This is a genomic window from Dyadobacter ginsengisoli DSM 21015 (assembly GCF_059568735.1).
The window spans coordinates 725,432-747,031 of the sequence record NZ_JCANTY010000004.1 but is presented as its reverse complement, the minus strand read 5'-3'; the positions used below and the strand labels follow the sequence as shown (position 1 = coordinate 747,031).

Sequence of the window (21,600 nt, the reverse complement as noted above, 5' to 3'; positions counted from 1 at the left end):
CTGTTTTTTATTGATTTAGATGTTATAAATATATTTACTTTAATTGATATGCTACGACACTGTTTTTCATGAAAGTCGGTATGTATACGATCTTCTTCTTAGCGTCATAACCAATATCCGCGGAATTGATTTTATCTGCGCTTGTGTCCAGCAATTTTTCAGTAGTTCCGTCGGACTTGACATAGTAAACGACTCCGGCCCAGGAAGAAACAATGTACTCACCCGGTTTGACTTGCTCGATGCCGTCCGTACTCTTGTCCATTCCTTCCGCAATTACAGTTACCTGTTTGGAAGGACTTAGTTTTTTAAGCGTGCCGCTATCGGCGATCAACAGGTCGCTGCCCACGGCGAGCAGGCCATTGGGACGTGTCAGATCTTCAAAATACGTGGAGATTTTTCCGTTGGCGATCAGGTGTACTTTCTTGGTGTCCGAATCGGAAACGTAAATGCTGCCTTTAGAATCGATGGTGAGGTCGTTCAGGAATTTTGCTCCTTCCACTTCGTGTTTTTTCAGGATCTTTCCTGATTTTATGTCGATTTCAACCACTTCGGTGAGATCTGCCACATACAGTTTCGAACCAGCAATTCCCATTCCTTTCGGCGCATTAAGACCCGCTACCCAGTCATGAGCGATGATTTTCCCATCCAGCCCTACCTTGGCAATACCACCTTTGCCGTCTTTTTCACCGGCTTTCCCATCGATTTGAGCCACATAGATGACTTTACCGGATGGACTGTACAAGACAGACTCGGGCACCGGCAACGTGGCTTCCGTGGACCAAAGCTGGGTCAGTGAGTGTTGTGCCCGAGAACTCAGGGCGGCGCAGGTGAATAATAGCGTGTTGAGTAGAAAATGCTTGGTTTTCATAAGTTTGATTTTGAAAATAGATCTGTCAGTTGGCAACACGAATACATTTTCATATCAAGGGTCAAACTGGGCGGATTTACTTTTCTTATCTTGATTTTCTGTTCATTATATCAAAGCTAAATAAAAATGCACTAACTGATCCAAGAGGGCATTTTTTAATTTTTTTCTATAATTTAAGCCGAACATCATAAACGAAATCGCGGATCGATAGGATGGAATACACCGTCGCTTTCCTGAACTGAGGATTGAGCAGGTAGTTGAACTCATCTTCCATGACGACCGATGGGATTTTAAGAATACCATAGTCGTTCTTTCGAAGTAAATCGGTCCCGAAATCCCTGGTGGCGGCTGGCGCTGGTGCGTTTCTCCAGTCTCCCGGTAGCATGTTTACGGGCAGTTCGAGCATATAGGAGACGTCAATTTCAAATGCTGTAATGCTAAGCGCTCTTGGAATGTCGTCGATATTGACATTTGCGGTATATTCCAGCAAGGCCAGGGCCCGGCTTTCAGAAGTATAAATACACGGTGTGAGCTTATGATTCCACCTACCGCCAAAGAGGCGGGCTCCCTCGCCATCGAGGTCGTTAGCGTAACGGGTACGCCCGATTCTGTACACGATCATAGGCGACGGCTCTCAGGAGTATACGCCGTAATCGACCCGGCCGATCAGGTTTCTTACTTCTTCCCGGCCAAACTGATTGTCCAGAAAATCAAAAGGCCGCTGCCCTCCCAATGCCTGGTTCGGCCTGAATATCCATTGGTTGAAGCGGTCTATGTCTTCAAATACTTCGTACCCGAAAGAGTAAATGTCGGCTAGGCTAATAATCCTTTCGCTCAACGCCTGGTTGAATTTGTCATCCCCTTTTTTATTGATCAGGGTCGCCCGTGCTACCGATAATGCATTCGCCAGCTGGTCATAATCCAGTTTGGTTTTGTCTTTGAAGCGTTCGAATTCATTTTTACTGATTCCCTTCCGGATCATATCGATCTTTTGGAAGCTGGTCATTTGGCTTTCGGGGCGTTGCAGTGAAGATTTGAAAATGATGCCGGGGTGGGTACTGTAATAGGCGGCATAAGGCTCAGAGAAAGTTGCACCGGTGTTCTCTTCCGGCTCTGGGTATGGTTTGAGTGTGCGTTTTTTCATGATAGTTTATTTGTATACTAATTTCAGTACAAATTTATACTAAATGTTCGGAAAATAAATGCCCCGCCAATCGGCGGGGCATTTATTTTCACTTTTTCTTTTTTGTTTTCTTTTTAGCTGGCTCCGTGGGTGGCGGGCTGACTTTGCTTAGGTCTTTAATTCTTATGTTTCTGAATTTCAGCTCCGATCCATGTCCCAGGAAGCCGAGATGGCCGCTGGTCCTGCTCAGGCCTGGATGCTCCTTATGGTCGGCAGTGCCGTTCTTGCTGGCTTCGGCCAGGTCGCCGTCCAGAATGACGGTACCATTCAGGGTTACCTTGATTTTGGAACCTTGTACACGGACTTCCTCATAGTTCCACTCACCTATTGGTTTCAGGAAACCTCTTTTGGCCGGGATAATGCCGTAAGCTGAGCCGTGATACTGATATTCATGAAGATCCTTATAAATATCCGCGTCATTGTCCAGTATCTGGATTTCGGTTCCAGCGTAAGCCGCGTCACCCTCCATCGGCGTGCGGATTCCTAACCCGTTGTTGGCGCCCGGAGTTAGCTGGAACTCAAAACGGAAGTCAAAGTCACTGTATTCATCCTTGGTATACAGATTGCCTTTACCTCCTTTTTTAGGGTCAACCACCAATTCACCATTTTGAATGAAGTAATCTGTTCTGTTACCAACCCATTCAAACATGTTGGTACCATCGAACAGCATTTTAAAATTATCTTTCTTTTCCGCTTCAGGCAATGTGAATTCGGGACGTGGGATCTCGCGGACGTAAATGTCGCGGTAATGGATCTGGTTGCCATGTGCCTGCAATTCCAGCTGCTCTTTGGCGAAAATAGGCAGGTTACGGTCCCAATAGTTTTCCAGAATCACATTATCTACCACATTCTCGCCATTCAGGTCGACGGAAACGCGGTCGCCTATCATGGTGATGTGGAAGGTATTCCATTCGCCGATGGCATTATCCGCTACTTTGGAAGGCTTGCTCGGGTTTTTCTGGTTATTGTAAAGCCCTCCTGAGCCTACCTGAGCACCCACTTTCACGCGCGAAGTGTCCCAAATTTGCACCTGTGGCGACCCGCGCAGGTAAATGCCTGCGTCACCATCTTTCTGGATCTTCCAATCGACATACATTTCAAAGTCGCCGTATTGTTTCACCGTACAAAGATTATCGCCATGGCCGGAGAAGATGAGTTCGCTGTCTTTGGCATACCAATCCTTGAATGCGGCGTCGTCCGCTTTTTTCTGTTTGAATGCAAGGGTATCTGCGCTCATTTTTCCACGGGCAATGGGGTTTTCCACCAGGCCCTTCCATCCGGAAAGGTCTTTTCCGTTGAAGAGCGGCACAAAACCTTCACCAGTTGGCAGCTCCGACAAATGCTTGCGGATCGATTCTTTCTGATAATCGCTGTCCTGGCCTTTCAACACCGACGCAGTCTTGGTCAGCAAGTCGCGGATTTCGGCGCTATACAGGTTTTTGTTAGCCAATGCGATGCTCATTACAGCCTGTGCAGCCGCTTGTTGTGTGCCTGCATTATCCAGGTATTTCCCTGCGAGCAACAATGCATTGAAGGTGCGATTTCTGGCAAGTTCTTTCAGTATAGCTTCCTTTTGCGCATCTGTTTTTGCCAGGGCCAATGCTTCACGAAGCATGATGACTTTATTGGCAGGTGTTTTTTGTGCTTTCGAAGCCGCCGAAACATATCCTGAAATAGCTGCATTGAAATCATCGGAATCAGCAGTTTTCCGTGCAATTCCGATCAGTTCATTGGCTGCGCTGGCGTCTGTCCATGCAGACAACGCTGCGATAGCAGCTTTTTTCATCGCCGCATCGCCGTTTTCATAAGCCGATACAACGGAAGCCAGCGCTTTTTTGCCGCCTATGCTGGCGAGCACAGACAGGTAGTTACGTTGCTTGTCAGCAGGAGATGCCTGCATTTGTTTCAGGATCGCATCACCCTGGCTGTTTACATCCCCATTTTCTTTGATGGCCGTGCTGATCGCCATTTGCGTGGCAGTGACTTCCTCAGGCGCATTAGCCGAGTTGAGCAATACATACAATTGGGGCAGATCATTAGCCGTAGCCAGCGATTTCAATGCCGCGAATGCCGATTTGCGTACCTCCGGGTTCGTATTTTTTAATTGAGCAGAAACTACGGGAAGCTTGGCGCTCGCTGCCCTGGCTGCCAGCACGTCAATCATTGCGGACTGTGCCGGTGCAGGAAGGGTAGGGATGGCTGCCGCTACCTGATCGGTTAGCCCCGCGCCTTTGATGGTAAGCAGGCTGCTTTTGACGACGGCGATTTCAGCTGCATCAGCTGTTTTCAGAACCGGTATCAGCTTCGGCACACTCGTTTCCTGGCCGATTTTGCCTGCTGCCCAAATGGCTGCCGTTTTCACTTTACTGTCTTTGGAAGAAAGCGATTTGAGAACGGCAGGCAGTGCATCCCGGGACTCGGCACGGCCGAGCATGGTAATGATCTCAGCTTGCACTTCGGGCTTCGCTTTTTTCAATGCATTGAGCCACGGCGTGGTGCCGTCGGCCATGAGATATTTTTGCCCCAGTTTTAATGCAGCCGCACGGTACTGGGCATCGCTGCTTTGCAATGCGCTAACCAGCACAGGTGCCGATTCCCTTTTCTTGATATCCGAATAGATCTTCAAAGCAGAAGACCGCGTTGCCGATTGCTTCACGTCAGGCGTACTTTTAATCAGTGCCAGAGCTGCTTTTTCAGCAACTGCTGCATTGCCATTATCTGCAAGGCGGGCCAGGTATTTGAGGTACACTGCCGTTGCGTCTGTCTCATCATAACCATATGCTGCTTTTTGCGCCGCACCCGCGAGGACAGCTTCCGAAGAAGCCGCGCCGATTTCCGAGAGTGCATAAAGACTTACTTTGCGAAGGTTCAGATCTTCGTTGGCAGCCGTTTTTTCAATGGCAGGAGCGGCCTCTTTGTACCGGCTGTCACCCAATGCTTCGGTGATCGCGATCTGCCTGCCGCCGCCTGCGGTGCTCAGACTTTGCAACAGCGCCGCGCCAGCAGCCGGGGAACCTATACGCGAAAGTGTGCGCGCTGCGGGGCCCGACAGTCTTTCGTCAGTCAGATAATTTTTTAAGACATCGACAGATTCGTCTTTGCCGACTGTCTGCAGCTGGTAAATCAGAAAGTTCCTGCTATCGGGGTCATTGACTTTGGAAAGCGCTTCGCCGTAAGCCTCGGCCGCATTTTTGCGCAATGCTTCCTTGCCAGTCTGAGAAGCATAATACGTGAAGCCACCCAAAGCATACTGGATTTTTGTATTGTCGCCTTTGCCGAGAGGAGTTAGCATGGAAGCGATCTGGACTAGTCCCGGCTTGCCGAGCTGTGCCAGTTCTTCCATGTTTTTCTTTAAACCCGCTTCATTTTGGGAAGGAAACTTCGACAATACAGCCTTGACTTTGGCGTCAAGCGAATTATCGGTTTGGGCCATGAGCTGCGAGGTAGCCAGGCAGAAGGCCATGATATTATATAGTCTTTTTTTCATCGGATATGCCGGTGCTATGAGCAGCTAGCTGCTTGTATTAGCTTTTTGAGTTCTTAAATGGTCCAGGGGCCGCGCATGGGTTGGTTAACCAGGCGGTTTGCGCCTTCATCGTCGATAAACTCCTGCTTGTCGGGGTCGAATTTCAACGAGCGTCCCAAACGCAGGGCAATCAGACCCATGTTCACGATCGTACAGGAACGATGACCGTTTTCTTCATTCAGGGCAAACTTCTTGCGGTTTTTGACAGCGTCCACAAAATCCGTCACCTGTGGTTCAGGGTCGGGGAATGCGGCCAGTTTCCTTTCCAGGTCCGGAACATCCGATTTGAAATTGGGGTAGAGCTTTCCTTTCGGGCCCTCGATGTAAGCCACATTTTCGTCTTTGGCTTCGCCATCGAGCACGATCTGGCAGCCATCGGCATAAGTATAGGTGATCCGGCGCCACGTTCCAACAGCTTCTGTATGCTGCTGGGGAGCGTCTACTTCCACACTCACCGGGCTGGTGTCGTCTTTCCCGAGAAAATATTGAATAGGGTCGATATAATGCTGGCCCATGTCGCCGAGCCCGCCACCGTCATAGTCCCAATAGCCGCGGAACGTCTGATGCACACGATGTTCACTATATGGTTTGTAAGGCGCAGGACCCAGCCACATTTCGTAGTCGAGGTCGGCTGGTACAGGTTGAGGCGCATTATTTGTCTTTCCTACCCAGTAGAATTTCCAGTCGAAACCAGTATGCTTGCTCACAGTTACCTTTAATGGCCATCCCAGTAAACCGCTTTGAACCAGCTTTTTAATAGGTTTGACGGGTGTTCTCATGCCGTAGAAATTGTCTTCGAAACGGAACCAGGTATTGAGACGGAAAATCCTTCCGTGCTGCTGAACCGCTTCCAGGAGACGTTTCCCTTCACCAATCGTCCGGGTCATAGGCTTTTCACACCATACGTCTTTGCCGGCGCGTGCGGCATCCGCCGCAATGATTCCGTGCCAATGCGGTGGAGTAGCTACGTGCACAATGTCAACTTCGGGGAGCTGGATCAGTTCGCGGTAATCGGAAAAGGTTTTGACACCCTTGTCAACCATGTTCACTGCCGTGGCCAGGTGTTTTTTGTCCACATCACAAAGCGCAACGACTTTCGTGCCGGCGTAGGGAATGTGTCCGCGGCCCATGGAGCCTGTTCCCACGATGGCCTTGGTGAGCTGGTCGCTCGGCGCGAGGTAGCCTTTCCCCAGCACATGGCGAGGAACGATAGAAAACGTGGCCAGCGTCGCCAGTGAGCCTTTGATAAAGCTGCGCCGCGACGAGGAGGTTCCTTTCTCTTCTTTCATTCGTTAAGGTTCTTTAGGAAAATAAAATTTATTACTAAATGCCGGTGAAATTATGATAATATTCAGAATGTAGCAAAGCATTCCGGAGCATTACCGCACATTAATCCGGCAAGGCTACGGAATGCCTCCAAAAATCTGATAAAGTTGCAATACGCGCTGCGTGCTCGTTACAACGGAATGTTGCCGTGCTTTTTACGGGGCATTACATCTACCTTGTTTTCGAGCATTTCGAATGCCCGGATCAGCTTCGCACGTGTCTCATTGGGATAGATCACTTCGTCTATATAACCCCGGTGCGCGGCGCGGTAGGGATTGGCGAATTTCGTGGTATACTCGTCGACTTTTTCCTTCAACTTTTCTGCCGGGTTTTCGGCCTGCGCAATTTCGCGTTTGAAAATAATTTCGGCCGCCCCGCTCGCACCCATCACCGCAATTTCCGCCGAGGGCCAGGCGAAGTTCATATCTGCGCCGATGTGTTTGGAATTCATCACGTCGTATGCGCCGCCGTAGGCCTTGCGCGTGATGACCGTGATGCGCGGGACTGTAGCTTCACAGAATGCGTAGAGCAATTTAGCTCCGTTGGTAATGATAGCGTTCCATTCCTGGTCAGTGCCGGGGAGGAAGCCGGGGACGTCTTCCAGAACGAGTAATGGGATATTGAAACTGTCGCAAAACCGGACAAACCGCGCTGCTTTCTGGCTGGCGTGGATATCGAGCACGCCGGCCAGGACAGCCGGCTGATTGGCCACAATGCCGATGCTGCGGCCGGCAATGCGTGAAAAACCCACGACAATGTTCTCAGCGAAATTTTCATGTACCTCGAAAAAACTGTCGGGATCGGAAAGCTCGGTAATGACTTCCCTCATGTCGTAGGGCTGATTGGCGCTCTCAGGAATAACGGTGTTCAGTGCCGGGCGCGATTCGTCGCCCAAAGTGTAGGGGTACCGTGGTGCATTGTCTTCGCAGTTTTGCGGCATGTAGCTCAGCAGCTTTTTGATAGCCAGGAGACATTCCACTTCATTGGCAGAAACAAAATGCGTCACACCCGATTTGGTGGCGTGGGTCATAGCGCCGCCAAGTTCCTCTGATGTTACCTCTTCATGCGTCACGGTTTTGACGACATTAGGTCCGGTCACGAACATGTAGCTCGTGTTTTCTACCATCAAAATAAAGTCGGTGATGGCGGGAGAATACACGGCTCCGCCTGCGCAGGGGCCCATGACGGCAGAAATCTGCGGAATAACGCCGGATGCGAGTGTATTTTTATAAAAAATATCGGCATAACCTGCCAGTGACAAGACGCCTTCCTGAATGCGTGCGCCGCCCGAATCGTTCAGGCCGATCAACGGTGCGCCGTTCTTCATCGCGAGATCCATCAGTTTACAGATTTTCTCCGCGTGGGTTTCGGATAATGAGCCTCCGAAAACCGTGAAGTCTTGTGCAAATACATATACCAAGCGCCCATTGACCTTACCGTAGCCTGTCACCACGCCGTCGCCCAGGTAATGTTCTTTGTCCAACCCGAAGTCTTTGCTGCGGTGCATGACAAACCGCCCTATTTCTTCAAATGATCCCTTGTCCATCAACACGGCGATCCGTTCCCGGGCTGTGAGTTTGCCTTTGGCGTGCTGGGCCTGGATCCTGCTTTCACCACCGCCGAGTTCGGCCTCAGCATTTTTTTGATCTAAAAGCTCTTTTTTTGAAGTTGCGGCGGATACTGATTCCATGTAATACAGGCGATATGGTTACATTTGCTGGTGAACGAGTTATAAATATAGCGTCATTTTAATGATTCGGGAAATTATTGGATGTATATGAGGGCGACTGGCTGGGGCGTGCTTTTCCTGACAGCATGGCTCTCTTTCTCGGGAAATATGCTGTGGGCGCAATCGACCGGCGGCAGGACCCGTCTCGATTTTCTACAATTGCCTGCACAGGCTCGCAGCACCGCATTGGGGGCCAATCATATAACCGCACAAGGTAATGACGCTGCACTGTTTATCCAGAACCCTTCGCTGCTTGATTCTTCGAAAATCAACAACGTATCTCTGAACCTGATGCCTTATCTGGCCGATACGAAGTTTGTCAACCTGGCCTATGCGAACCGCCTCCACAAAACCGGCGGTGTGTGGGCAGTCGGGCTACAATATCTCAACTATGGCACGATGCAGGAAACCGACGATATAGGCAATGTGATCGGCGAATTCAGAGCTGCGGACTATGGGTTATCAGCAGGTTATGGGCATACCCTCGGAGCATTTACGCTCGGTGGGACTGTCAAGCTGGTGGGGGCTTCGATTGAATCCTATCGAACCTGGGGCGTTGCATTTGATTGGGGAGCTGTTTTTAAACATCCCCGACAGGATCTTACGATCGGATTTGCGGCAAGGAATTTCGGATTTCTGAAACAGAACTACAATGGCGGGAGCACGCCTGCACTACCCATGGACATACGCGCCGGAGTGACCTTCAAGCCGGAATACATGCCTATTCGGTTTTCGCTGACCGCTCATCACCTGAATCGCTTTGATATGGTGTACAATGATCCGAATCTGTTTTATACCTACGATCTGAATGGGAACAAGTTACCGAAAAAGGTGGGATTAGCTGAGAAACTGGGGCGGCACATGGCATTAGGTGCGGAAATTCTCGCACATTCCAATTTCCGAATTCTGCTCGGGTACGACCACCTGAAAAGACAGGAGCTCCGGCTCGCCACAAAGGGAGCGCTGGCGGGGTTTTCGGTCGGTGCTTGGCTGCGGATCAAGAGATTTGAAATCAGCTACGGGCGGGCGCAATACACACCCGGGTTCGGAAGCAGTTCGCTTTCCCTGGTGATGAACCTGAAAGGAGGGTTTGTAAAAGAGAGAAAATAGTGGACCTGTGCACCTGGCCGGTCCATCATAAACAAATTAAGGCCGTTTTCTTTTGTAATGCAGCTGTACCAGGCCTTTCTCAAAGGACTGTGACCCTACTAGTTCCAAGTTTTGCTCAGGACGATTGTCCTGGAAGAGACGTATTCCATCACCGAGGAGCACAGGGATAATGGAGACGATAAACTCGTCGATCAGGTCGTCTTGCATCATCGTATTCACTACCTCCGCACCGCCGTCGACGAAGACCGTCCCGCCATCTTTCTGTTTCAGACTTTCCACTAACCTTTTGAGATTGCCTGTATAAAAGCGGACATTGCCTTCTTGCTTACGGAGCGCACGCGTGATAATGTAGCTCTCCTTATCGCGACGCGGGAAGTCGATGCCGAATGAGAGGACCTTGTCATAGGTTCGGCGACCCAATATGACGGTATCCACAGTCTACGGGGATACTACTTTACCTTTTTCCAGTTTCAGATAATGCGTTACACAGCTTGGAATCTCATGAGGATAATGCGAAACGTAGATCAACGTTCGCTGATCCGTATCGCAAATCGCATTGACGACTGATTTGAAATATTCGATAGCATCGGTGTCCAGTCCCTGGCAAGGTTCGTCGAGGATCAGCAAGGGCGGGTTTTTGACCAGGGCACGCGCAAGCAGAACCATTCTTTGCTGACCTTTTGAAAGTTGAGAAAAATCCTTCTCGATCAGCGCATGCACATGAAGCAATTCGGCTACTTCATGGACGCGTTCTACCTGAGCCTCCGTCAGTTTCTTGAAGAAAACGCCGGTGGCGTCAAAAAAGCCGGATGCGATGGTTTTGAAAACGGTCGTATTGCGTGGGAAGTAGAGATGAAGTTCGGGAGAGACGTGACCTATTTTCTGTTTGATATCCCAGATTGATGCGCCGATACCACCCCGTTTTTGATCGAACAAATCGAAATCGTTGGCGAACCGTTGTGGATTATCAGCTGTGATAATGCTCAGCAAGGTAGATTTGCCGGAACCGTTCGGGCCCGACAATGCCCATTTTTCCCCCTTGGCAATCTTCCAGTTTACATGATCCAGGATAAGCTGATCGTGGTATCGGATATGAATATTGCGAAGATCGAGGGCGTATTCGAAATCCGTGAATTCTGGAAGACCGAAATGGGCGAGTTTCACGGGATCGGGCTGCGGGAGATGATGTGAATGTGCCGCATCCCGAAACTTGCCGACCGGCATGGTCGCCCTTATCTTTCCGCTTTCCAACTCCATGACATGGGTAATGCAAGGTGGGATTTCAGTGGCAGTTGTGGCCATAATGATCGTAACACCCTGTTTTGCGAGCTCTGTCAAAGCATTGCGTAATACTTCGCGCGAATGTACGTCCAGGCCACTGAATGCATTGTCGAGCATGAGCACCTTTGGGTGTTTCAGTAATGACCTGGCCAGCAGCATACGCCTTGTTTCGCCATTCGAAAGGGTCACAAAAGGATGGTCAAGCAAATGGGTAATGGAGAGCAGCGCCGAAATGCGGTCGAGGTCCTGGCTGCTTACCTTTGATGGTTCCAGCTTTACAGATTTGTCGTCGACCGTGCCTACCGGTCTAAGTTGGTCGGTTAGAATGGCGCGCACTGTCGGCGCCCGTTCCGATTCGTATGCGTGGAAACGCTGTTGATAATACTCCGCCCCGGCACTCACAATGCGGTTGAAAGAATAGTCATTAGAGGCCAATTCAATAGTTTCGCGCAGAGGTTCTGTCCAGCCATAGGCGATTTTTCCGGAAAGAAGTGGCCATTTTCCTGCTATGATTTCCAGGAGCACAGTCTTGCCGGCACCGTTCGGACCGATCACCGCCCAGTTTTCTCCTTGTTCAATGTTCCAGTTTATTTCTGATAATACCGTGGTTTCGTACTTGCGGACAGCGAGGTTTTGAAGCGAAATGAGTGTCATGCGGGGAAGGCAAAATAATGGTAACGGCAAAGATTACAATTTTGGTTTTAAATGGAAACAAAAAAGCATCCGTTAAGGATGCTTTGTCAGGCGTTTGAATCTCTCTTACTGGTGAAACTCCATATTGAATTCCTTGACCATCGTATCAACGAACGCAGAAAGATCATCAGTGGTGCGGCTGGTAACCAGTCCGTTGTTGGTTACTACTTCCTGGTCGACCCAAATGGCCCCAGCATTTTCGAGGTCATGTCGGATCGCGCTGTACGACGTTAGCGTACGACCCAATACCACGTCGGCGTCGATCAGGATTTGGGGACCATGGCAAATGGCCGCGACAGGTTTTCCTGCAAAAAAGAACGACCGCACAAAGTCTATGGCTTTCTGATTGATTCGTAATGCATCCAGGCCCATTACACCGCCAGGCAGCAGCAGTGCATCGTAATATTCTGCCCGTACCATTTCAAGCGGAACGTCTACCTTATGTTTTTCTCCCCAGTCCAGGTGGTTCCATCCTTTTACGATGTCCTTATTTGGAGATATAACATGCGTAGTAGCTCCGTGCTGATTTAGGACTTTTCTGGGGCAGGTCATTTCAACCTGCTCAAATCCATCGGCAACCAGTATGGCAACTTTAAATGAATTGAGTGATTGTTCCATGGATTCAGGTGTGGATTATAGGGTTAGATTATTTGGATATAGAATTGTACAAAAACTATGCCAAAAATTGAGCGGGCCTTTGCGTTGAAAGGAGTAGAAACGCGTTGCACGCTTTCCACACCTGTGGAAAGTGATAATGGCAAAATCCCATTCTGGGGAAAATAAAAAGAGCAGCGTGGGTGCTGCTCTTCTCATTATAATTATTCCGCGATGACTAGATTTCTACGCTGCCCACGTTTTCGAAAATCAACTCACCTTTGGAATCAAGTTCCATCATAATCACCGCATCTTTCGCGACTTGTCCGCTCAGTATGCCTTTGGACAATTCGTTCAGGATCCTTCTTTGCATGACTCTTTTCAAAGGTCGTGCACCGAATGCAGGGTCGAAACCGTCTTCGCCGAGCTTGGTCAAAGCCTCATCCGTCGCATCGAGTGTGATTCCCTGTTCTTTCAGCATATTCTGAATGCCTTTGAACTGGATATCCACGATTTTTCGAATGTTTTTCAGCGTTAATGGTTCGAAGAGAACGATCTCGTCGATCCGGTTCAGGAATTCGGGTCTTACCGATGCTTTCAACAGATCGAGTACCGCCTGCTTGGCTTCCTCAATGATGAGCGTATGGTTCCAGCCTTCGTCCTCCGCGAACTTTTCCTGGATGATATGACTTCCAATGTTCGAAGTCATGATAATGATCGTGTTCTTGAAATTCGCAACACGGCCTTTGTTATCAGTCAATCGGCCTTCATCGAGTACCTGCAAGAGGATATTCCAAACGTCAGGATGGCCCTTTTCGATTTCATCGAGCAGGATTACACTGTACGGCTTTCTTCTTACGGCTTCGGTGAGCTGTCCACCTTCATCATAACCGACATATCCCGGAGGCGCTCCCACCAGGCGGCTTACGGAGTGGCGTTCCTGGTATTCGCTCATATCAATCCGGACCATGGCATTCTCATCATTGAAGAGGTATTCGGCCAGGGTTTTCGCAAGCTCGGTTTTACCAACACCGGTTGGTCCGAGGAACAGGAAACTGCCAATAGGCCTTTTTGCATCCTGTAAACCTGCGCGGCTCCGGCGTACCGCATCGGAAACCACCTCGATCGCCTCGTTTTGCCCTGCTACCCGTTGATGCAGGTGCTCTTCGAGTTGTAGCAGTTTCTCACGGTCGCTTTGCAGCATCTTGCTCACCGGAATTCCGGTCCATTTAGCAACGACCTCCGCAATATCCTCGGGCGTGATTTCTTCCTGCATCAGGCTTTCTGCATTTTCGGATTTCTGCAATTCCTCCAGTTTAGCCTGTACATCCGGAATACGGCCGTAACGGATCTCGGCAACTTTGCCGAAATCGCCGGTACGCTCGGCCTGCTCGGCCTCGAGGCGAAGTTGCTCGCTTTGCTCTTTCAGGGCCCGCACTTCATTCACCTTGCCTTTTTCGTTTTCCCATTGCGCTTTCAATGTATTGCGCCGCTCGCTCAGGTCGGCGATTTCTTTGTTCAGTACAGTCTCCTTATCCTTGTTGTTTTCCCGGCGAATGGCTTCGCGCTCGATTTCCAGCTGCATAACGCGGCGGTTCAGCTCGTCCAGCTCTTCTGGGACACTGTCCATTTCGAGCCGGAGTTTGGATGCGGCCTCATCCATGAGGTCAATGGCCTTGTCGGGCAGGAACCGGTCGCTGATGTAACGGTTCGAAAGCTCCACGGCGGCGATGACAGCATCATCCTGAATACGGACACCGTGGTGCAGTTCATATTTTTCCTTGATGCCCCTAAGGATACTGATCGCATCGGGAATGTTAGGCTCGTCCACCATTACCGCCTGGAAACGGCGTTCCAGCGCCTTGTCCTTCTCTACGTATTTCTGATATTCTTTCAGTGTAGTTGCTCCAATGGCGTGTAGTTCGCCACGCGCAAGGGCGGGTTTGAGCAGGTTTGCCGCGTCCATCGCGCTTTCACCGCCACCACCGGCACCGATCAGCGTATGGATTTCGTCAATAAACAGTACGATTTCGCCTTCTGAGTCGGTCACTTCCTTGATCACCGCCTTAAGACGTTCTTCAAACTCTCCCTTGTACTTTGCTCCGGCGATCAGCAGACCCATATCCAGCGATACGATCGTTTTGGATTTCAGGTTTTCCGGAACGTCTCCCTGCACGATACGCTGAGCGAGTCCTTCCACAATGGCGGTTTTACCGACACCCGGCTCACCGAGGAGAATAGGATTGTTTTTGGTCCGGCGGCTCAGTATTTGCAACACCCGCCTGATTTCTTCATCCCGGCCGATTACAGGGTCGATTTTGCCGGCTTTGGCCAGTTCATTTAAATTTTTGCTATACCGTTCGAGCGAGCGGTATTTGGCTTCTGCATTTTGATCTTTCACAGGGTTATTCTTTCCTCTAAGTTCTTTAATTGCATTGATTAGTTCTTTTTCCTTGAATCCCAGATCCTTCATGAGGGTAGCTGTGGAATCTTTTCCGCTGAGTATACCCAGGATCAGCAATTCGATACTGATAAATTCGTCGCCGAATTCTTTCAGGTAATTCTGCGCTTTGCCACTGGCAGCGGCCATATCGTTACCCAGATAGGGTTGGCCACCGCTTACCCGCGGATAGCCGTCCAATATCTTTTGCAGCCGCTCGTTGAGAACATCCGCGCTGATATTGAGCTTATTCAGTAAAAAAAGTGACGTGTTCGGATCTTCTTCCAGAATGGACTTCAGTACATGACCCGTTTCAATAGCCTGTTGCTGATTACCCTGGGCCATCTGAGCTGCATGCTGGATGATCTCCTGCGCCTTAATGGTATATTGGTTAAAATTCATGGCGTTGACCGCTTGGTTGATGATACTATACCCCATGAAAAATGGTGTGCCGACCAGGCAAATCGGAAATTTTGTCCTGAAAAATAAGAAAAGAGGTGTATTTCGGACAAAATGGCAAGTTTTACATCGTTTTCTTCTCGATCTTCTTGTGGATTTCGAGCGTTTCGCCGAGCGCGGCAGAGCCATACCACATCAACATTTCGGCATCAAGAAGTTTGGCCTGGACTGCCGGGTCGGTTTCGACGAGTTGTTTACCTTCCTCGATCGACGCCGCGTTTAGGATAAATATGCCCCGATACTTGTCGTTTTTGAGGAAGGGGCCTGCTACCACGAGTTTACCGGATTCCGCCAGGCGGTTAATATTCTGCATATGGCCGGCGAAGAGGCTGTCGGTTCTGCTTTTGGATAAACCTGTCGCGCTGCCGGTTTTTAGAAAAACCATCACGTATTTTTTCATCCCGTAATCATCGGCATTAAGTTTTTTGGCTAATGTCGAATCGTAAGTGGCGTTAGTTGCCTGAGCTTGTGCATGAAGACAGGAACCAACGAGGCCGCCCAGGATGATGAGTGTCGTGTACAGGAGTTTCATAAGTAGTGGATCGAATGGTCGGTTAGGAAATAAATGTACCGAAATTTTAGGTCTAAAGGAATGGGTATTAAAACAGCAAAGCTGCATAGGTAACCCTGTGCAGCTTTTGTTATTCGTTTGGAATGTATTTAAATATCAGTCTGTGTTCTGAGCAGGTCTTCCATCGTTTCCCGGCGTCGGACCAGACGGGCTTCGCCATTGTCGATCAGCACTTCGGCCGGCCGGAAACGGGCGTTGTAATTCGAGCTCATGGTGAGGCCGTAAGCACCCGCATTCAGGAAAGCAAGCACATCACCGGGACGTACTTCGGGTAGTTCGCGGTCCGAGGCGAATGTGTCGGTTTCGCAAATGTAGCCAACCACATTATAATGTTTTAACGCGCCTTTGGGGTTGGAAATGTTGAGGATGTGGTGGTAGGAACCATACATCATCGGACGGATCAAATGATTCAAACCGGAATCCACATGTACGAAGTGGCGTGCGGGGTCTTCCTTTACGACCGTTGTATTGACAAAAAGAAACCCGGATTCGCTCACCAGAAATTTTCCTGGTTCAAACCAGAGCTGTAACTCACGGCCATATTCCTGGCAAAAAGTCTGGAAGCGTTTTGATATTTTTTTACCCAGCAGGTCCATGTCCGTAATGGCGTCGCCGGGCAAATAGGAAACTTTGAAGCCCCCGCCAAGATCGATGATTTCGAGGTCGGGGAAATGTTTGGCTGTTTCGAAAATGATGTCGGCCACCTTTAAAAATGGCTCTGCGTCTTTAATATCGGATCCGGTATGCTGGTGGAGGCCTATCACCCTGATATTGTATTTCTTAACGACTTCCAGGATCTGATCCAGAAGTAATACTGAGATCCCGAATTTAGAATCGGCATGAGCCGTCATGATCTTGGCATTCCCGCCGGCTGCCACATTGGGTTTGATTCGGATCAGGCAGGGTTTGGTGTTTCCGTAAGTCTGACCAAACCATTCGAGCAACGGAATGCTGTCGATATTGACAATTGCACCGGCTTCTACCGCGGCCTGTACTTCTTCAAAAGGCACGCCACTGGGGGTAAAAGTGATCTGATTGGCGTCATAGCCAGCGATCCTGCCCATTTCGAACTCGCCAGGAGACACCACGTCCAGTTCTACGCCTATTTCTCGCATCAGGCGAAGCACTGCCAGGTTGGTGTTGGCCTTGCAGGCGTATTTGATCTTCATGTTCACGCCCGCAAACGCGTGCTGAAGCTCCGCGGCTTTTCGGCGGATGGTAGCGCCGTCGTAAACGTACAACGGGCTTTCAAATTGGCCAACTAGCTGGATTGGATCGATTCCTTGGATCGAATAGGGGTAATGATCGGAGAGTTGCATTTGAATAATGAATGATTTTACTGTGCCGGAAAATTAATGGCAGTATTTGTCGAGGTAGGTGGCCATTTCCTGTTGAAGTGCGGCTGCTTCCTGCCCGGCTTTTTGGGCGAAATCGACGTCGTTGCTTGCGTAGATAATGCTCCGTGATGCGTTGACGAGTAGGCCGCAGCTTTTATTCATACCAAACCGCGATACTTCTTCCAGGTTGCCTCCTTGTGCACCTACACCTGGAACCAGCAGGAAGTGATCGGGGACAATGGCTCTTATTTTCTGAAAATCGGAGGCTTGCGTAGCACCAACAACGTACATCATGCGCTCTGCACCAGCCCAGGTTTGCGATGTACGCAGCACGTTTTCATATAATGCCACCCCTTCTGTATCGAGTCGCTGAAAGTCTGCGCTGCCGGGGTTGGATGTTAATGCAAGCAAGATTACCCATTTCCCCTCGAATGTGAGGAACGGGGTGACGGAGTCGCTGCCCATATAAGGAGCGACCGTAATGGAATCAAAATCAAGACCGGAAGAGGCCGGATCGAAAAAGGCCCGTGCATACAAACCTGATGTGTTCCCGATATCGCCGCGCTTGGCGTCCGCGATCGTAAAGTGGCTCTTTGGGATGTGTTCGATTGTTTTTTGAAGGCTTTCCCAACCTTTTGGTCCCAATGCTTCGTAGAACGCGATGTTTGGTTTGTAAGAGACGCAGAAGTCTGCCGTTGCGTCGATGATCTGTTTGTTAAACTCAAAAACCGGATCATCCGTTTTCAACAAATGCGACGGAATTTTTTGGATATCCGTGTCCAAACCCACGCACAAATAGGATTTTTTAATGGAAATTTGTCGGAACAGCTCTTGATAAGTCATGATTTTGTAAATATTGCGCCGAAATTACAACCTCTATCAATAGATTCATAAATTTGCCCCAATATTAAACTTTGCTCCACCAACAGAAGAAAATGTCCATGCAGATTCGAGAAACTTCCATTGCCGGTTTAGTTGAAATTTTTCCAAGGATTTTTGAAGATGACCGGGGAATGTTCTTTGAATCGTATAATGAGGAGTTGTTTCAAAAGCTGGGTTTGCCGGTCAGGTTTGTTCAAGACAATCAGTCTTTTTCCAAGAAAGGCGTTGTGAGGGGGTTACACTTTCAAAACGCGCCATTTGCACAGGGAAAACTGGTTCGCGTAATTTCCGGACGGGTATTGGATGTGGCTGTGGATATCCGCCCTGACTCACTTACTTTTGGCAAACATGAAATATTTGAATTGAGCGGCGAACAGAATAATATCGCTTACATTCCCGAAGGCTTTGCACACGGTTTTGTGGCTTTGGAAGACACCGTTTTTAGCTACAAATGCACCAACCTGTATAGTAAGGCTTCCGAATCAGGTATTCTCTGGAATGATCCGGACCTTAATATCGACTGGGGTGTTTCCGGTCCGATCGTGTCTGAAAAGGACCTCATTCTACCTACTTTCCGGTCTTTATTTGGTGAGCTAAACGCGAAATAAGGGATTGTTCACTTTTCGAATAGCTCCTCCAGTGCCTTGGACGCCACTTTACGGGCGGAATGTGGATTTTGGCCGGTGATGAGTCGTTCATCCATTTCGATAAATTCGACGAAGGGTATCATCGCCTTGGTGTAGTGTGCACCCCGCTCCTTCAGTTGATCTTCCAGATAGAATGGGACCTCGCTAACGAAGCTGACCAGTGCTTCTTCGACATTCGAGTAACCTGTCAGGTATTTGTCTTTGATCAGTAACGAACCATCGGATAGCTTGACATTCAGCAATCCACATACTCCGTGGCAGACCGCAGTAATGGTTCCGTTTTTTTCGTAAATGCGTTTGGTAATTTCCTGCAGTTCCGTGTTTTCCGGAAAGTCCCACATGGCGCCATGCCCTCCTGCGAAATAGATTAGCCGATAGTCGGCAGAATTCACCTGGGACGGTTTAAGGGAATTTTGAAGCTTGTTTTGAAAAACAGCATCTTCCAGATATCGTGCATTGCATTCATCTTTCAGGTCAAGGCTTCTTTCATCAATCGGTACGGCTCCTCCTAATGGACTCACGATATCCATCATGATCCGCCTTTTAACCATCACATCATAAAAATGAGTGAGTTCGCTCAACCATAAGCCTGTTTTAGAGGTTTTGGCCGGGTATGTGTTGTGGTTGGTACAAACAATGAGGACTTTCATAGCTAAATATCGGAATGGCTTCGGGAAATATAGTATAAATCCGAAAGGTTTCCACGAGAAAGTATGAAAGCGAAATGTTTAACTGAGAAGCTGATTCTTGTACGCGAAAGCTACCGCTGCTGCGGTACTTTTGGTGCCCGTTTTTTCCAATACCCTGAGCCGGTGACCTTCAACAGTTCTCACGCTGATAAAGAGCTTGTCTCCTATCTCAGTTGTGGAAAGACCGTCACAAATCAACTGGAGCACTTCTTTCTCCCGCGATGAAAGCGCCACATTACAGGCGTTGGGGAAGAACGGATGCTTGTTGACCTGCCGATTTACCATCTTACGATGCATCGCTTTGGAAACGAAGTCGTTATAATAAAATCCTTCCTCGTGTACCCGACGAATTGCCTTTTCCACTTCATCCGGACTGGTATCCTTCAGCAGATAGCCTTGTACTCCCTTTTCAAGCATATGGATCACAAAGCGGTCTTCATTGTACATGGACACCACGATCACTTTGATATTGGGAAAGCGTTCAAACGCGGCTTCGGTGGCCTGAATCCCGTCCATTACCGGCATTTGGAGATCCATAAATACGATGTCGGGTGTATTAGCCGGCAGGCGGTCCAGCAATTCCTGGCCGTTTGCCGCTTCCAATATAAATTCGAAATCAGGAATGCCACTCAGCATAGAAATAAATCCCTTTCTGAATAACTCGTGGTCGTCGGCGATTCCTAGTTTTAGGGTTGTCATAGCATTAAATATTCACTCGTTCCCTACGGAATGGATGCAATGGTTCAGGTTTATTCCCGGACACGGGGCTAACCGGTATCCTCGCAATGGCACTGGAACCGCCTCTGGCGGGTTGTTCGTATTGGACTGTTCCATTTACAATAGCCAGCCGGCTCTCGATTCCTAAAAGGCCGAGCCCGGCCAGGTTACTTTCCTTGATCTTTTCCGGGTCGAAGCCTACTCCATTATCCGTCACCCGCAAACCTATGATTTCTTCGTCAATTTCCAGCGAAATATCAATTTTTGTGCAGTTTGCATGCTTTATTGCATTATTGACCAGCTCCTGCATGATGCGGTAAAGCGTGAGTTCGAGCTTTTGGCCCTGACGGGGAAATTCTTCCGTGTTTGATTGAAAAGAGATGATCAGGGAGCTGTCCTCTTCCAGCTTGTGTATGAATTCCTCGATGGCCTCCATCAAGCCAAACCGTTCCAGTGTGGTAGGGACGAGATCCCGCGTAATGCGTCGTACATGAAGGATCGTCTCTTCCACCAGTGACTGCGATTTTTTCATGATGGTATCTTCTTTTTCATCACCTGATTTTGCAACCAGTTTGCTGAGCTGGTTGAGGCTTAACTTGGTGAGTGATAGCATTGTTCCGATATCATCGTGGAGGTCTTGTGCAATGCGGCGGCGTTCGGTTTCTTCTGAATTGAGGGCCGTGTCGAGCAGCAGACGGCTATAATTTTTCTCGATATCGTTGATTTTCTTTTCCTCCTCGAATCTCTTTTTCTGGTAATACATCACAAAAGTGATGACAAAGAATGCCATCATCAGCATTGCGATGGATGCAATAAGCAATACTAGTTTAAGTTCGTCATTGTTTTGCATACGATCTGTCAGAATATTGCGAGATGCCGATGCTGAAAAGGATAATACTCACACTTTCAAAAACATAGGGTATATAGTAGAGAAAACCAATTTCCATCCACTGTTCCCATTTCGAGGCGTAATGCAACACGGGGGCAATAAACAGGAAGCTGGAATAATATAAAAGTAATCCCGAACATATCCAAAAAAACGGGTAGTTCAGTAGGTTCGGGATTTTTAGTGTGCGGATAGTATTATAGAAGTAAAGCATGATCCAGAAGAGCATCAAAAGACTCTCAACTGTGGTGGAATACAACACCATGTTGTGGTTATGCAGATCCCACATCGATGGGTTCGTCTGGATAATATCCCAGACAGAAAAACCCACAAAAACGGGCAAGCTTATGATGAGCCAGATTTTCTGGATTTTAAAGTCCAGTTTGTAATAGTACATCCAACTCGTCAGAACATACCTTACCGGAATGCTCAGATTGTATAAAAGAACGGTATTTTTTTTTCTGGAAGCCCAGTCGAACATCACGAAATCGACTCCGAACTTCAAAATGAGATAAATCAATAGAACTAAAAATACCTGATCGTGGTAAGCTTTCTTTCGCCATATCAAAAAAATGGGCAGCAGGGTTAGAAAAACGGGTGCGCTGACGACCGGCTGCCTTTTGATATAGGAGAAGTAAATCTCGAGCATCGGCAATTGTTTT

At 48.8% G+C, this 21,600-nt stretch carries 19 protein-coding genes; 2 read left to right on the top strand and 17 right to left on the bottom strand.

The features are described from left to right. Positions 1-34 precede the first annotated feature (34 nt). The 6 genes from BP71_RS18305 to BP71_RS18280 all read right to left on the bottom strand — a co-directional run bounded on the left by BP71_RS18305 (position 35) and on the right by BP71_RS18280 (position 8,593). Positions 35-868: a strictosidine synthase family protein gene (locus BP71_RS18305; protein WP_496381767.1), complete on the bottom strand. Its 834-nt coding sequence runs from the start codon at positions 866-868 to the stop codon at positions 35-37. Between the two features lie 166 nt (positions 869-1,034). After that, a complete protein-coding gene (locus tag BP71_RS18300) occupies positions 1,035-1,490 on the bottom strand; it encodes an RES family NAD+ phosphorylase (protein WP_496381765.1) in 456 nt (151 codons plus the stop codon). Between the two features lie 12 nt (positions 1,491-1,502). Then, on the bottom strand, positions 1,503-2,012 hold the full coding sequence (locus tag BP71_RS18295; protein WP_496381763.1) for an Xre family toxin-antitoxin system antitoxin: 510 nt from the start codon (positions 2,010-2,012) through the stop codon (positions 1,503-1,505). An 88-nt stretch (positions 2,013-2,100) separates the two neighbouring features. Further along, the gene (locus BP71_RS18290; RefSeq protein WP_496381761.1) at positions 2,101-5,538 is read right to left on the bottom strand and encodes a 3-keto-alpha-glucoside-1,2-lyase-like domain-containing protein; all 3,438 of its coding nucleotides are present in this window, start codon (positions 5,536-5,538) and stop codon (positions 2,101-2,103) included. Positions 5,539-5,591: 53 nt separating this feature from the next. Further along, positions 5,592-6,866, bottom strand: coding sequence for a Gfo/Idh/MocA family oxidoreductase (locus tag BP71_RS18285; protein WP_496381759.1), 1,275 nt, complete (start codon positions 6,864-6,866; stop codon positions 5,592-5,594). 167 nt (positions 6,867-7,033) lie between these two features. Continuing rightward, positions 7,034-8,593 (bottom strand): acyl-CoA carboxylase subunit beta, encoded by a 1,560-nt coding sequence (locus BP71_RS18280; RefSeq protein WP_496381758.1) that lies wholly within the window; start codon positions 8,591-8,593, stop codon positions 7,034-7,036. A gap of 87 nt (positions 8,594-8,680) precedes the next feature. Here BP71_RS18280 and porQ point away from each other — a divergent pair, with 87 nt between their 5' ends. Then, positions 8,681-9,742, top strand: coding sequence for a type IX secretion system protein PorQ (porQ, locus tag BP71_RS18275; protein WP_496381756.1), 1,062 nt, complete (start codon positions 8,681-8,683; stop codon positions 9,740-9,742). A 36-nt stretch (positions 9,743-9,778) separates the two neighbouring features. On the opposite strand, the gene BP71_RS18270 is transcribed toward porQ, so the two are convergent. The 7 genes from BP71_RS18270 to pyrF all read right to left on the bottom strand — a co-directional run bounded on the left by BP71_RS18270 (position 9,779) and on the right by pyrF (position 17,960). Then, the gene (locus BP71_RS18270) at positions 9,779-10,177 is read right to left on the bottom strand and encodes a dihydrofolate reductase family protein (RefSeq protein ID WP_496381754.1); all 399 of its coding nucleotides are present in this window, start codon (positions 10,175-10,177) and stop codon (positions 9,779-9,781) included. 3 nt (positions 10,178-10,180) lie between these two features. After that, the gene (locus BP71_RS18265) at positions 10,181-11,677 is read right to left on the bottom strand and encodes an ATP-binding cassette domain-containing protein (protein ID WP_496381752.1); all 1,497 of its coding nucleotides are present in this window, start codon (positions 11,675-11,677) and stop codon (positions 10,181-10,183) included. A 105-nt stretch (positions 11,678-11,782) separates the two neighbouring features. Further along, complete coding sequence (locus BP71_RS18260; RefSeq protein ID WP_496381751.1) at positions 11,783-12,334, bottom strand: type 1 glutamine amidotransferase domain-containing protein; 552 nt, start codon at positions 12,332-12,334, stop codon at positions 11,783-11,785. A gap of 214 nt (positions 12,335-12,548) precedes the next feature. Then, on the bottom strand, positions 12,549-15,152 hold the full coding sequence (clpB, locus tag BP71_RS18255) for an ATP-dependent chaperone ClpB (RefSeq protein WP_496381749.1): 2,604 nt from the start codon (positions 15,150-15,152) through the stop codon (positions 12,549-12,551). Positions 15,153-15,273: 121 nt separating this feature from the next. After that, positions 15,274-15,741 (bottom strand): YciI family protein, encoded by a 468-nt coding sequence (locus BP71_RS18250; RefSeq protein ID WP_496381747.1) that lies wholly within the window; start codon positions 15,739-15,741, stop codon positions 15,274-15,276. 128 nt (positions 15,742-15,869) lie between these two features. Next, positions 15,870-17,099 carry a diaminopimelate decarboxylase gene (gene lysA / locus BP71_RS18245; protein WP_496381745.1) on the bottom strand — a complete coding sequence of 410 codons (1,230 nt, stop codon included), beginning with the start codon at positions 17,097-17,099 and terminating at the stop codon, positions 15,870-15,872. A 33-nt stretch (positions 17,100-17,132) separates the two neighbouring features. After that, positions 17,133-17,960, bottom strand: a complete 828-nt coding sequence (gene pyrF / locus BP71_RS18240; RefSeq protein ID WP_496381743.1) for an orotidine-5'-phosphate decarboxylase — start codon at positions 17,958-17,960, stop codon at positions 17,133-17,135. Positions 17,961-18,058: 98 nt separating this feature from the next. On the opposite strand from pyrF, the gene rfbC reads away from it, so the two are divergent. Then, positions 18,059-18,607: a dTDP-4-dehydrorhamnose 3,5-epimerase gene (rfbC, locus tag BP71_RS18235; protein ID WP_496381741.1), complete on the top strand. Its 549-nt coding sequence runs from the start codon at positions 18,059-18,061 to the stop codon at positions 18,605-18,607. Between the two features lie 8 nt (positions 18,608-18,615). Here rfbC and BP71_RS18230 read toward each other — a convergent pair whose 3' ends face one another. The 4 genes from BP71_RS18230 to BP71_RS18215 form a co-directional block, all read right to left on the bottom strand. After that, complete coding sequence (locus tag BP71_RS18230) at positions 18,616-19,296, bottom strand: type 1 glutamine amidotransferase domain-containing protein (RefSeq protein WP_496381739.1); 681 nt, start codon at positions 19,294-19,296, stop codon at positions 18,616-18,618. Positions 19,297-19,374: 78 nt separating this feature from the next. Next, a complete protein-coding gene (locus tag BP71_RS18225) occupies positions 19,375-20,034 on the bottom strand; it encodes a response regulator transcription factor (RefSeq protein ID WP_496381737.1) in 660 nt (219 codons plus the stop codon). A gap of 4 nt (positions 20,035-20,038) precedes the next feature. Then, positions 20,039-20,902 carry a sensor histidine kinase gene (locus BP71_RS18220; protein ID WP_496381735.1) on the bottom strand — a complete coding sequence of 288 codons (864 nt, stop codon included), beginning with the start codon at positions 20,900-20,902 and terminating at the stop codon, positions 20,039-20,041. After that, entirely contained in the window at positions 20,889-21,587 is a 699-nt protein-coding gene (locus BP71_RS18215) for a hypothetical protein (protein ID WP_496381733.1), read from the bottom strand. Before BP71_RS18215 ends, BP71_RS18220 begins: the two co-directional genes overlap by 14 nt. Positions 21,588-21,600: the final 13 nt, after the last annotated feature.